Annotated in this window: 13 protein-coding genes; 5 read left to right on the plus strand and 8 right to left on the minus strand. The window is 62.6% G+C overall.

Features of this window, described 5'->3' with window-relative positions; all coding sequences use genetic code 11:
• Window positions 1–100: 100 nt before the first annotated feature.
• The gene (locus tag G533_RS0109545; protein ID WP_027949763.1) at window positions 101–1,837 is read left to right on the plus strand and encodes a ShlB/FhaC/HecB family hemolysin secretion/activation protein; all 1,737 of its coding nucleotides are present in this window, start codon (window positions 101–103) and stop codon (window positions 1,835–1,837) included.
• Window positions 1,838–2,060: 223 nt separating this feature from the next.
• Entirely contained in the window at window positions 2,061–3,203 is a 1,143-nt protein-coding gene (locus tag G533_RS21370; protein ID WP_035527422.1) for a PilT/PilU family type 4a pilus ATPase, read from the plus strand.
• Window positions 3,204–3,223: 20 nt separating this feature from the next.
• Here the strand turns inward: G533_RS21370 and G533_RS21375 are convergent, their stop codons facing one another.
• Genes G533_RS21375 through moaA form a run of 4 tightly spaced genes read right to left on the minus strand, consistent with a single transcriptional unit; the run spans window position 3,224 to window position 6,858 of the window.
• Complete coding sequence (locus G533_RS21375) at window positions 3,224–3,430, minus strand: hydrogenase maturation nickel metallochaperone HypA (protein ID WP_144079840.1); 207 nt, start codon at window positions 3,428–3,430, stop codon at window positions 3,224–3,226.
• A 7-nt stretch (window positions 3,431–3,437) separates the two neighbouring features.
• Complete coding sequence (locus G533_RS0109560) at window positions 3,438–4,892, minus strand: vWA domain-containing protein (RefSeq protein WP_240472412.1); 1,455 nt, start codon at window positions 4,890–4,892, stop codon at window positions 3,438–3,440.
• Window positions 4,885–5,826, minus strand: coding sequence for an AAA family ATPase (locus G533_RS0109565; RefSeq protein WP_027949765.1), 942 nt, complete (start codon window positions 5,824–5,826; stop codon window positions 4,885–4,887). Before G533_RS0109565 ends, G533_RS0109560 begins: the two co-directional genes overlap by 8 nt.
• A 21-nt stretch (window positions 5,827–5,847) precedes the next feature.
• Entirely contained in the window at window positions 5,848–6,858 is a 1,011-nt protein-coding gene (gene moaA / locus G533_RS0109570; RefSeq protein ID WP_027949766.1) for a GTP 3',8-cyclase MoaA, read from the minus strand.
• 109 nt (window positions 6,859–6,967) lie between these two features.
• Between moaA and G533_RS0109575 the strand changes: the two genes are divergently transcribed.
• On the plus strand, window positions 6,968–8,038 hold the full coding sequence (locus tag G533_RS0109575) for an SMP-30/gluconolactonase/LRE family protein (protein ID WP_027949767.1): 1,071 nt from the start codon (window positions 6,968–6,970) through the stop codon (window positions 8,036–8,038).
• A complete protein-coding gene (locus tag G533_RS0109580) occupies window positions 8,035–9,414 on the plus strand; it encodes an SLC13 family permease (protein WP_027949768.1) in 1,380 nt (459 codons plus the stop codon). Before G533_RS0109575 ends, G533_RS0109580 begins: the two co-directional genes overlap by 4 nt.
• Window positions 9,415–9,456: 42 nt before the next feature.
• Here the strand turns inward: G533_RS0109580 and G533_RS0109585 are convergent, their stop codons facing one another.
• Complete coding sequence (locus G533_RS0109585; RefSeq protein WP_027949769.1) at window positions 9,457–9,936, minus strand: peroxiredoxin; 480 nt, start codon at window positions 9,934–9,936, stop codon at window positions 9,457–9,459.
• 51 nt (window positions 9,937–9,987) lie between these two features.
• Here G533_RS0109585 and G533_RS21380 point away from each other — a divergent pair, with 51 nt between their 5' ends.
• The gene (locus G533_RS21380; RefSeq protein ID WP_205622594.1) at window positions 9,988–10,671 is read left to right on the plus strand and encodes a methyltransferase domain-containing protein; all 684 of its coding nucleotides are present in this window, start codon (window positions 9,988–9,990) and stop codon (window positions 10,669–10,671) included.
• Here G533_RS21380 and G533_RS0109595 read toward each other — a convergent pair.
• The 3 genes from G533_RS0109595 to G533_RS0109605 form a co-directional block, all read right to left on the minus strand.
• A complete protein-coding gene (locus G533_RS0109595; RefSeq protein WP_027949770.1) occupies window positions 10,649–11,311 on the minus strand; it encodes a TetR/AcrR family transcriptional regulator in 663 nt (220 codons plus the stop codon). The genes G533_RS21380 and G533_RS0109595 overlap by 23 nt on opposite strands.
• Window positions 11,312–11,333: 22 nt before the next feature.
• A complete protein-coding gene (locus G533_RS0109600) occupies window positions 11,334–11,807 on the minus strand; it encodes a phasin family protein (RefSeq protein ID WP_233248662.1) in 474 nt (157 codons plus the stop codon).
• Between the two features lie 173 nt (window positions 11,808–11,980).
• Window positions 11,981–12,553: a hypothetical protein gene (locus G533_RS0109605; protein ID WP_027949772.1), complete on the minus strand. Its 573-nt coding sequence runs from the start codon at window positions 12,551–12,553 to the stop codon at window positions 11,981–11,983.
• Window positions 12,554–12,690: the final 137 nt, after the last annotated feature.

Genomic DNA, 12,690 nt, shown 5'->3' on the forward strand with positions numbered 1-12,690 from the left:
TGTAGCCGCCATTGCAAGGCGAGTACAGATTGCACTGCGATGTGGGCGAAAGCCCGGTTGGGCATTGTTGTTGCGCGAACTTTGTGGCTATCCTGCAATCATGATATGCCGCGTCGACATCGCCACTTGCCTGCGTGTGCCGTGCCAGGCGCTCTGGCGCGGGTGCCTGTTATTGGCATTTGTCGCCGGCAACGCGCACGGGCAAGGTGCTGAGCCTGCCTGCAGGCAGGCCCCGCAGCAGAGCGATTCAGCGAGCTTTCGCTTCGAACCGGTGCCACAGATGGAGGCGTTTCTGGCCACGATACCGGCGGGCGCGCGCATCGGCACTATCCGCCAGCGGCGTTTTGCCGTGTTCGATGCCGAGGACCCCCGGGAAGACAATGCGCTCTATCGCTGGGCCAACGACTTTCACAGCGTGACCCGGCACTGGGTCATCGAGGATCATCTGCTGGTGGCGCCCGGCGAAGCCTACAGCGCCCCGCGTGTCGCGGAATCAGAGCGCATCCTGCGCAACCTTGGCTTCATCTACGACGCCCGGGTGCGGCCCTGGCGGGTGTGTGGCGAGGTCGTGGACCTCGAAGTCATTACCAGGGACATCTGGACCTTTACCCCCATGCTTTCCGTGTCCCGACGCGGTGGTGAAAACACCTTCGCCTTCGGTTTTCGCGATGCAAACTTCCTGGGGACCGGCAAGCAGGTGGTGGTACAGCGCGATAGCGATGAAGAGCGCGCCGGCACCACCGTGCGCTATTTCGACCCCGCGCTTGCCGGTTCACGCTGGCGGCTGCGTCTCTCGATCGCCGATAACGACGATGGCTATGAACAGGGTGTAAGTCTCGTTCGGCCGTTCTTTTCCGTGTACGAACGGTGGTCGGCGGGCGCCAACCTGAATCGCTCCAAGCTGGAGGAGACACTCTGGTTTCGCGGTGATGAGCAGAACGAGTTTGACCACGAGATCGAATTTGCCAATGTGTTTGGTGGCATCGCCGCAGACAGCGGGGATCATGGTCGTGTGGGGCGCTGGTTGTTTGGCTACACCCTGGAAACCCACAGCTTCGCATTCAGTGATTCCGCGCTGCCCCCAGATACCCTGCCGGAGGATAGGGAATACAGCTATCCCTACATCGGTTACGAGTCCACCGAAGACCAGTTCGTGGAACTGCATAACTTCAACTATCTTGGCCGCACCGAGGATGTGTACGTCGGTGAGCGCTACTCCTGGGCGCTGGGCTGGTCCGCCGATACGCTGGGGGCAAGCCGTGACCAGCTGGTACTGCGCGGCAGCTATGCCAACACGCTGCTGGTCGACGCGCGCCGCCTCTGGCAGGTCGACAGCAGCGTCAGCGGTTTTCTCGGCGTGGATGGCAGCGGTTTTGAGAACCTGCTGTGGAGCAGCGAGACCCGCTATCATCACAAGCAATCCCGACAGTGGGTGTTGTTCAGCCGCCTGCGCTTCGACGTGGCCGATGGTCTGACCGGGGAACGTCAGCTGACCCTGGGGGGTGACAACGGTCTGCGCGGCTATGATCTCTTCTACCAGACGGGGGATCGCGGCTTTGTGTGGAATCTGGAGCAACGCTATTACTCCGACTGGCATCCGTTTCGCCTGTTTCAGGTGGGCCTGGCAGCCTTTATCGATGTCGGGCGTGCCTGGTTCGAGGGCGAAGATAACGGCGCCAACGGCGGGGTGCTGGCGAATGCGGGGTTTGGCCTGCGGCTGAATTCCAGCCGCGCCGAAAAGAGCTCGGTGGTACACGTGGATGTCGCATTCCCCTTTATGCGTGACGATACCGTCAGCAGCCCCCAGATCCTGTTCACGGTCAGGGACCGGTTTTAGCGGTGTTCGCCGGCGCCACTGGGGCGACGTCGCCCTGCGCAGCGCGACCGTAAACAGTGCCGAAGCACTGGGGCAGGCCGAGCGCACGCATGAGCCGTTGACCCGCAGCCTGTGCTTGTCGAATGCGTGCGGGATGCTAGAGTGATGCTTCGCCTGAGCGGAAGGCGGGGTTGATGGATGGTTCTGCCGGTCGCGCGGCGGATGTTCCGGGGGATAGTACAGCGTGCGTATTGCAGAATGGCTCAAGACACTGGCGAAAGAGCAGGGCTCCGACCTCTACCTGAGTACCGGGGCACCGCCCTGTGCAAAATTCCAGGGCAAACTGCGTCCCATTGCGCGGGAGACGCTCAAGCCCGGTGAGATTCGCGAAATCGCCTGCGAGCTGATGGATGCCACACAGCAGGCGGACTTCGCGCAGGAGCTGGAGATGAATCTGGCGCTATCGCTGTCGGGGTTCGGTCGCTTCCGCATCAATATTTTCATGCAGCGCAATGAGGTCAGCATTGTCGCGCGGAATATCGTGGCCGAAATTCCCCACTGGAAAGACCTGCGACTCCCCGAAAGCCTGACCGAGGTTGTCATGCGCAAACGTGGCCTCGTGCTGTTTGTCGGCGCGACCGGGTCGGGCAAGTCGACATCGCTGGCCGCGCTCATCGACTACCGCAACAGCAACAGCGCCGGTCACATCGTGACCATCGAAGATCCGGTGGAGTATGTGCACAATCACAAGAAATCCATCGTCAACCAGCGCGAGGTCGGCGTCGACACGCGCAACTGGCACAACGCCCTGAAGAACACCCTGCGTCAGGCGCCGGACGTGATTCTGATTGGTGAAATCCGCGACCGCGAAACCATGGAGCACGCCATCGCCTTCGCCGAAACCGGCCACCTGTGTATATCCACCTTGCACGCCAACAACGCCAACCAGGCGCTGGACCGTATTATCAACTTCTTCCCCGAGGCCAAGCGCCAGCAGCTGCTGATGGACCTGTCACTGAACCTGCAGGCCTTTGTCTCCCAGCGCCTGATTCCCACCGTGGACGGCAAGCGCTGTGCCGCGATCGAGATTCTGCTGGGCACGCCGATGGTGGCTGACCTGATTCTCAAGGGCGAGATCGACGGCATCAAAGAGGTGATGGCGAAGTCCGAGAACCAAGGGATGAAAACCTTCGACAGCGCCCTGCTGGAACTCTTCCAGGAGGGGCTGATTTCCGAGGATGAAGCGCTGCGCAACGCCGACTCCCCCAACAATGTGCGCCTGAAGATCAAGTTCGCCCGCGAGGGGCAGCAGCGCGATTCAGGTGGCGCGTTCAAGCTCAGCCTGGAAGGCCAGGAAGAAGAGGACGAACCGCCCTCCATATTCTAGGGCGGGCCGCAGCGCTGCTGTCAGGACATCAGCTTGGATACCAGCAGCCCGGCAAAAATCGCCCACAGCGCAACGACCAGCACCAGTTGTCGTTTGCGTGGCTTGGGTGGCGCCTTCGCCGGAGCCTTGCCGCCGATGTGGATGTCCGGTGAGCCGCAGGCGGGGCAGTAGCCGCGCTCGTCCAACCGGTGCCCCCGATAGCTGCATTGCCTGCAGTGATAACTCATGTTCACCCTACCGATTCATTTTCAGCAGTTGGTCCACAATGCGCTCCAGCTGCGTCAGGTTATTGCACTCCGCAGCAAAATGACAGGCGCTCAGGTAGCGCGGCATTTCCGAGTCACCCGTGCCCCAGGCCCTGCGCGACTCGGGGTTTAGCCAGATGACCCGGCGGCTGCGCTGGTAGATGCTGCGCATGATGTCCAGTTGCGGATCGCCGTGGTTATTCCTTGCATCACCGAGCATGATCACGGTGGTGCTGCTGTTGATGTCATCCAGCGCCAAACGGGCGAAGTCCTGCAGGCTCTTGCCGTAATCGGTCGCCCCCCCATAGCGCCAGTTGACCAGCTCTATAGCCTTGTCCACCGGGTGTTGCGCAAACAGCTCGCTCACTTCGCCGAGGTGGCTGGAGAATGCGAAGCTGCGCACCTTCGGCAGCACATCCTGCAAGCTGTAGAGAAACAGCAGCAGGAACTTGGCGTAGGCCGCCACCGAGCCACTGACATCGCAGATCGCCAGCAGCTGCGGTTTGTTTTTCCGGGTCCGCTTCCAGTGAGTATGGAACAGGATGCCGTCGTTGGCGATACCGCGGCGCAGGGTGCGGCCCATGTCCAGCTTGCCGCGGCGGTAGGTGCGCCGTTTGCGCGCATGGCGTTCGGCCAGTTTGCGCGCCATTCTCTGCACCAGCTCCTGCACCCGATGTTGGTAGCGCAGCTCCAGGTTGCTGAGCCGGGTGCGGCGCAGCAGCTCATCCATGAAGCGGGCATTTTCGCCCTCCGCCTGTAACAGGTATTGTCGCTCCACATAGTCGCGGACCTGTTCGCGGAGGATGTCCCGGTAGCGGCGCAACGGCTCCAGCGCGGGGCTGTCTTCCTGTTCCAGGCGGGCCAGGGTCCGGCGCAGTTGATCTTCACCCATGGCATCCAGCATACGGCGCGTGAACTGGCCTTTCTGGGTGAACATGCGAATCTGGCTCAGCCCGACGCTGGCCGCCGCCTCGCCCATTGCCAGGTTGAGCGCGGCGCTGTCGTTGTCCTGTAGCTGTTGCAATAGCGGAGTTGTCAGCAACGCCTGCAAGTCGCTGTCAGTCTGTGCAGCCGTTTCCAGTAGCTGCTCGGCACTGTGGTCGGCAGCGCCTTTTGGCACGCTCGTGGCTTCCGGGCCGGACGCTGCTTCCTGCTCGCCGGCCTGGTTGGCGCGCTCTTCCCGGGTGCTGCTGAAGTCGGCCAGCTGCTGGTCGAAGAAGCGGCCAAAACAATGCTGGAAAATGGCTTCCTCTGCTGGCGTTTTTGCCAGTGCCGCGGCCAGGCCATCGCGCAGCCGATCGCGCTGGGCGTAGCCGAGTGTTGCGGCCACGTTCATGGCATCCAGTGTTTCCGCTGGTGAAATGCGAACATCGTGGCTGCGCAGCAGGCCAATGAAATTGACCAGGTGACTCTGCATGGCGCTGGACAGCGCGTGCTCAGCCATGCGCGGGCCGCGGCAGCAGCTCGCGCAGCGCACTTTCAGCTGTGTTGATGTCGTCTTCGAATTTGAGCAGCACATTGAGGGTGCTTTGAATCACCTGAGCATCCAGCTCCCGGGCATGCAATAGCAGCAGGCTGCGCGCCCAGTCGATGGTTTCGGAGATGGCCGGTGACTTTTTCAGGTCGAGATCGCGCAGTGAGTGGACGAATTCAACCAGTTGATGCCGCAGTTGCCGGTCGATATCCGGCACCCGGCTGAGCACGATCCGCTCTTCCAGTTCCACGCTGGGGAAGGGGATGTACAGGTGCAGGCAGCGGCGCTTCAGCGCATCACTGATGTCCCGCGTATTGTTGCTGGTGAGAAAAACCATGGGAGTGACGCGCGCCTGCACCGTACCGATTTCGGGAATCGATACCTGATAGTCAGACAGAATTTCCAGCAACAGCGATTCGAATTCGTAGTCGGATTTGTCGACTTCATCGATCAGCAGTATCGCGCCGCGCTCCTGCTGCATGGCCTTGAGCAGGGGTCTGGGTTCGAGAAACTCCTCCGAATAGAAGGTGTCGCCGAACTGGTGCAGGCGCTCCACGGACTCAGCAAGGCCCTGCGCTCCTTGCAACAGATCCCCGAGTTTTTCCTTGAGCACCTGCGTGTACAGTAGCTGCTTGCCGTATTTCCATTCATAAAGTGCCTTGGCTTCGTCCAGGCCCTCGTAGCACTGCAGCCGAATCAGGGGCACATCAAGCAGCATGGCCGTGGTTTTCGCCAGCTCTGTTTTGCCCACGCCCGGGGGGCCTTCGACCAGAATCGGCTTGCGCAGCTGGAAGGCCAGAAAGACGGCAGTGGCAATCTTCGGGCTGCAGATGTAGCCAAAGGATTCAAAACCCTGCTCAATGGCCTCAATGGAGGCCAGCTGCGGAAAATCCTGGGTATGCACGGTGTGTCCTCGTGAGGGCGGTCAGCCGCCGGTGGCGTTCATGAAACGGAGAATCTCCGGTTCATCGCTGTGGGTGAAATGGTGTTTTTCCGGCTTCAGCGCGAGCGCCGCAACCAGCGCGCGGGCGATGTCGTCACGGTTGCTGCCCGGTCGGCGCAGCAGGGGGCGCAGGTCGACGGCGTGTTCGTTGCCGAGGCATAGCAGCAGGCGGCCTTCCACCGTAAGTCGCACACGGTTACAGAGGTGGCAAAAGTTGTTGCTGTGTGGCGAGATAAAACCGACCCGCGTGGCGCTGTCTGGCATGCTGAAATAGCGGGCGGGCCCGGCACTGCCCGTGGGTTCGCCCAGTGCCGTCAGCGGGTAGCGCTCTGCGATCCTGCGGCGCAGTACCTCACTGCTGCAGAAACTCAGGGGCCTGCTGTGTTCGTCAATGCGCCCCAGCGGCATTTCCTCGATAAAGGCAATGTCGATATCGCGTTCGCGGGCGAAGTCCACGAGGTCCAGCGCCTCGTCGTCGTTACGTCCGTTGAGAATCACGGCGTTCAGTTTGATGCGCGCAAAACCGGCGCGGGCCGCCGCATCGATGCCGGCCAGCACCTGGTGCAGGTCGCCGGTGCGGGTAAGCTCGCGGAAGCGCTTCGGTTGCAGGCTGTCGAGGCTGATGTTGAGCGCATTGACGCCTGCCCGTTGCAGGGCGTCCGCCATGCCGGCCAGCCGCGAGCCGTTGCTGGTCATGGCCAGTGTCTGCAGCCCGGGGAGGGCGCCCAACCGTTCCACCAGGGAAAGCACATTGCGCCGCACCAGGGGCTCGCCACCGGTCAACCGTATCTTGCTGATACCCAGGCTTACGCCTGCCTCCGCCACACGGAACAGCTCCTCCAGGGAGAGCACCTCCGAGCGTGGCACGAACTGCATGTCCTCTGCCATGCAATATACACAGCGGAAGTCGCAGCGGTCGGTGACCGACAGGCGCAGGTAGTTGATCCGGCGCTGGAAGGGGTCGACCAGATGAGTCGGGCGTTCGGGCTTCATCACCGCAGTGTACTGGCTGTCGCGGCTTCACTCTAGTCATGTTGCCTGCCGGGCTTTACACGGCGATGGGCTGTGGGCAGGATGCGAGCTGCACTTCCCGGAGACGACTATGCGCATAACAACCCTGCTGGCCTGGTCACTGGCTGCCCTGCCTGGCTTCTTTGCCCTGCCGCTGGTGGCCAGCGAGCACTGTGAACCGGTGGACGGTATCGTGTCCATCTGTGGCCTGGCCGCCCCGGAGGACCTGGTGCCTGCCCCCAACGGGCGCGACCTGATATTCGGGCAGATGGCGGGAAGCGGTGGCCTGTACCTGCTGGATACGCGGGACGACTCGGTCCACCCCCTGCTCGCGGTGCAGGAGGCCGATGCGCCGCGCGAGCTGTGGGGTGACCCCGCCTGCGTGCAGCCCACATCGCGGCTGGAAGCGCACGGCCTGGACATTCGCCGCCGTGCCGACGGTCGCTGGCAGGTGCTGGTGGTAAACCACGCCGAACGTGAATCCGTGGAATTCTACGAGTTGCAGGCGCCCACCAGTGATCGCCCGCAGGCACGCTGGCGCGGTTGCGCAGAGGCCCCTGCCGCGGCCAACTTCAATGACGTGGCCGGCCTGGCCGACGGCAGCCTGCTGGTCACCCACATGGCGGACCGACGCTGGCAACTGGTCAACGCGTTGCTGGCCGCGCTGGGTCGCAACACCGGGTTTGTCTATCACTGGAGCCGCGACGACGGCTTCACGCCAATGCCTGCCACCCGGGCGGCGCATCCCAATGGCATTCTGTTGGCGCCCGATGAACAAAGCTTCTTCCTCAATGTTTACCTGGGCAACGCGCTGCAGCACCACGCACTGCCCGGGGGCGATTTGCTGGGGGCGGTGGCCGTGCCGAAACCGGACAACGCCAGTTGGGCGAAGGACGGGCAACTGCTGGTGGCCTCCCACGAAGGCAGCCTGTGGCAGATTTTTCGCAGCCTGTCGCAGGACCATGAACGGCCCAGTGAGCTGCCGTTCAGCATCCTCTCGATAGACCCCGTTACGCTTTCGCAATCCACACTGTTGCAGCGCTCCGGGCCGCCCCTGGGTGCCGGCACCGTTGCCCTGCAGCGGGGTGATGACCTGTATGTCGGCTCTTACGTGGGTGACAGGATCATCCGCCTGCCCCTGCCGGAGCCTCAGCGCCCTTGATAGCCCTGCGTCGCATTCTGCTCTGGGGCACACCGCCACTGGTGATCTGCCTCGCATTGCTGTTGCTCGCGGCGGGGTACAGCCAGGATATCGCGGTAGTCGCCATGGTCGCTCTGTGGTGTGTGCTCTGGTGGGTGTTCGAACCGGTGCCGATTCCTGTGACGTCCCTGCTGCCTATCGCGCTGCTGCCCCTGCTGGGGGTGTTGACGCCGGCACAGGTGGGACAGGCCTACGGTTCTCCCCTGATCCTGCTGCTGTTGGGCGGCTTCCTGTTATCCAAGGCGATGGAACACTCCGGTGCACACCGGCGGATCGCGCTGGGTATGGTGCGGCTGGTCGGCGCAGACAGTGGTCCGCGACTGGTACTGGGTTTCATGATCGCTGCCGCCAGCCTGAGTATGTGGATATCCAATACGGCAACTACCCTGATGCTCCTGCCGGTTGCGCTGGCGGTGCTGGAAGCCACTGACCGGCGCCGGGAGCTGGCCGTGCCGCTGTTGCTGGGGGTGGCGTATGCCGCCAGTGTGGGCGGCATCGGCACGCCTATCGGTACGCCGCCCAACCTCATTTTCATGCAGGTTTATGAACAGACCACCGGGCAAGCCATCAGCTTCACACGCTGGATGGGCTGGGCGGTACCGGTGGTGCTGGTGATGATCCCGCTCATGGCGCTGGCACTCACCCGCGGTTTGTCCGGCTCGGTGGCTGTGCAGCTGCCGACCACCGGTGCCTGGCGCAGCGAGGAGAAGCGGGTACTGTGGGTATTCGGCCTCACCGCACTGGCCTGGATCACACGCAGTGAGCCATTCGGTGGCTGGCAGGTGTGGCTGGGCCTGCCTCAGGCCAATGATGCGTCGGTGGCGCTGCTGGCTGTTGTGGTGATGTTCGTATTGCCCAACGGTTCCGGCGGGCGACTGCTGGACTGGGAGCGTGCAAGCACCATTCCCTGGGGTGTGCTGCTGCTGTTTTCGGGCGGTATCTGCCTGGCCAGTGGCTTCGTTGCTTCCGGCCTCAGCGACATCATGGGCGAAGCGCTGGCAGGCCTGACCGGTATACCCGTGTGGCTGCTGCTGTTGCTGGTGTGCCTGGCGGTGACATTCATGACCGAGACCACATCCAACACTGCCAGCACCACGTTGCTGATGCCGGTACTGGCCGCTGCCGCAGTGGCGGCGGACTTGCCGCCCGAGCTGATCATGGTGCCGGCGGCGATGAGCGCCAGTTGTGCGTTCATGTTGCCGGTGGCGACGGCGCCCAATTCTGTCGTCTATGGCAGCGGGCTGATAACCACGGCGCAGATGGCCAGAGAGGGGCTGTTGTTGAATCTGTTGGGTGCCGTGGTGATAAGCACCCTGTGTTTTATGCTGGTGCGCTAGCACCTGCGGCCGGCGTGTGCGGCCACAGGCGCCGGGCGTGCCCTAGAGCAGCGCCAGCATGCTGTCGGCGGAACTGACGTCTACGCCGGCGCCGGGTTCCACATTCAGGTGGGTGACGGTGCCGTCATCCACCAGCATGGCGAAACGCTGGCTGCGCTTGCCCAGGCCAAAGCCGGTGCCGTCGAGTTCCAGGCCCAGGGCAGCGGTAAAGTCGCCGTTGCCGTCGCCCAGCATCAGCAGTTCCTCTGCGTTCTGCGACTTGCCCCAGGCGTCCATGACGAACGCATCGTTCACGGCCATGCAGGCGATGGTGTCTACGCCCTTGGCCTTGATCTTGTCGGCGTTTACGACATACCCGGGCAGGTGAGTGAGGGTGCAGCCCGGTGTGAATGCGCCGGGCACCGCGAACAGCAGGACTTTCTTGCCGGCAAAAATCTCGTCGGTGCTGATGTTGACCGGGCCTTCGGCGCCCATGGTCTTGAGGGTTACTGCGGGGATCTTGTCGCCAACCTTGATGGTCATGTTACTCTCCTTGTCCCGAACGGGTTTGCCGTGGAGCGTGGATCATACCAGATGCACCGTGACTTGCACTGCCCACTCTGCGGCGCAGGCAGTGGGCCTTTCCATCAGGACCGCAAGCGTCGCTACCTGCGCTGCGAATGCTGTTTCCTGGTGTTTGTGCCGCCCGAATTTCATCTGCCAGCCGAGGCTGAAAAAGCCGAGTACGACCTGCACGAAAACCGCATTGATGACCCGCGCTACCGTGCTTTCCTCGGTCGACTGGCAACGCCACTGCTGGCCCTGCTGACGCCGGGTTCACGCGGCCTCGAGTTTGGCTGTGGCCCCGGCCCCGCGCTGGCGGCCATGTTGCGTGAAGCAGGGCATCAGCTGGCCCTGTATGACCCGTTTTATTATCCCGATGTCTGTGTGCTGCAGCCCGGCTACGATTTCATCACCGCGACCGAGGTCGTGGAGCACCTGCACCAGCCGGGGGTCGAGCTGGAGAGGCTCTGGGGGCTGCTCGCGCCCGGCGGGCTGCTCGGTGTGATGACCAAGCTGGTGACGGACCCCGAGGCGTTTGCCGGCTGGCACTACAAGAACGATGTCACGCATGTGTGCTTTTTCAGCCGCGAGACCTGGACCTGGTGGGGCCGCGGCCGAGGCGCCGAGCCCGGATTCGAGGCGGCGGATGTCATCCTGCTGCGCAAACCCTGCGAGCACAGACCGCTGCCCCTCAATCCTCCTGCAGCTGGCTGATCATGCCCTCGAAAATTGCCTGGCAATCCCGGTAGAAGGTCAACTGGGCAGCGCCCAGGTAGGGCGCCACCATGGTGAGCAGCTGCAGCACGCCCTGATGCACAACAATGTGTGGTGCGCGGGGGGCGTGCAGCAGCTGGTCGTAACTCAGCCAGAACGTCAGCACCAGCGTCATGTTGTCCACGAGGCTCAGCAACTGGTCGTCATCGGTATTGATGACCGCCTGTTCCAGCAGTTTGTGACAGATGGCGAGTAACGCGGAGCGTTGCAGTTGCAGCAAGCGGCGGAAACCCTTGCGGATAGCGGGGTAGCGCTGCTGCAGGTCATCCAGGTTGTGGTACAGGAAGCGGTATTGCCACATCTCTTCCAGCACCACGTAGAGGTAGTACCAATTGTCTTCTACCCGGCTGGGGTCGTTGCCCAGCGGGCCTTCCAGCGGCGCGGTCAGCGTATCGGTGAGCGCCACCTCATATTGCTGGAAGAGTTCGTCGATGATCTCGTCTTTCCCCTTGAAGTGGTAGTACAGGTTCCCGGGGCTGATATCGAGCTCATTGGCGATGTCGATCGTGGTCGTGTGCGCTTCACCCTCCTCATTGAACAGGGCCAGACTGGTGACCAGTATGCGGTCGCGCGTTTTCACCCTGTCGCTGTCGGGTACGTCTTCAGGCGGGCTTGCGGCCGGCCGCAGGCTTGCTCTTCACGGCGGCGCGCCGTGTGGCGGCCTTCTTGCGGGCGGCTGGCTTGCGTGCGGGTTTGCCCTGGGCCGCGAGTGCGGCGCTCAAGTCATCCACCTTGCGGGTCAGGCGGTCGATTTTTTCGTGCAGGGCGAGCAGGTCTTCTCCGCGGGCGGGCAGTTGCATGTGGAAGCTTTCCCGCACGCGGTGAATACGCTCCTCAACCGAGTTGCGTGCGCTGCGGCCGCTGCTCAAGCCCTTGCGCGCCTCGTCCTCCAGCGCGGCGCCGGCCTTGACCAGGTCGCGAAACAGCTTGGGCGTTTCCACCCCGGCCTTCTCCATGCGGTCCTGAGCCTCGTCGACTGCGCGTCCGTACGCGCCTACGCCGGCAAGCCAGATATTGCGGGCAATTTCGCCCGCCTTGTCAGTGACTTTGCTTTTATCGTTTTTATCATCGCTCACGTCGTCCTCCATTGCGCGGGGCGCATCGGGCCATCGGGCGGACATTTAAGCAGAAAACCCGCAACCCGTGCCACTCGCTGTTTCCGTCCGTCGGCCTGGCGTTCAAGAGCAAAAAAAAGGGCCACAATGTGGCCCGAAAAGCTCCCTGACAGGCAGGGAGTAGGGAACGTGCTTCAGGCCGCCGAGCGGAAGCCCACTGAGCCGCGCAGTTCGGCAAAGCGGCTGCGGGCCTGTTCCAGGCGCGCTTCCAGCTTCTTGCGGTCTTTCAGTGTGTCGAGTTGCTTGGGCAGCTCGATGTCGCCAATCATGTCTTTGGCGTCTTTCTCGATCTTGGTGCCACGCTTGACCAGGTCAGCGTAGGCCACTTCTGCGGCCTTGCCGCGTGCATCCAGACGGGCCTGCAGCTTGTCGAGGCGATCCTGCATTTCGTCAAAGGCCTTGCCGTAGAAGCCCAGGCTGGCGAGGAATGCATTGCGGCTCACCGTGCGGGCGCGGTCGCCGAGGCGGGCGGCAGACTTCTCGGTTTCCTTGGTCACCTTGGTGGCGCGGCGCTTGTAGGTGCGGACTTTCTTTTCCGCTTTGGCCACAGTGCTCTTGCTGGCGGCGCGGCGTTTCGTGGGTGCCTTGCTGGCGGTGGCGGCTTTCTTCGGAGCAGCCTTGCGCTTGGCGGTCGCACGCTTGGGTGCCGCAGCCTGTGTAGATGCCGCAGTGCTGTTGGTAGCGGTGTTGGTGGTTTCGTCAGCCATGTTTCTACTCCTTGTGAATTGAGTACGGTGCGTCTCTACACCGAACAGGGGGCAAGGTACCGAAGAAAATTAGAATGTTCCTACTAGAAGCGACAAATTGCCGTTTTCCGCATCCGCGGTCGGTTCCGGTGCGTAAA

The organism is Haliea salexigens DSM 19537, from assembly GCF_000423125.1.
GTDB lineage: Bacteria > Pseudomonadota > Gammaproteobacteria > Pseudomonadales > Halieaceae > Haliea > Haliea salexigens.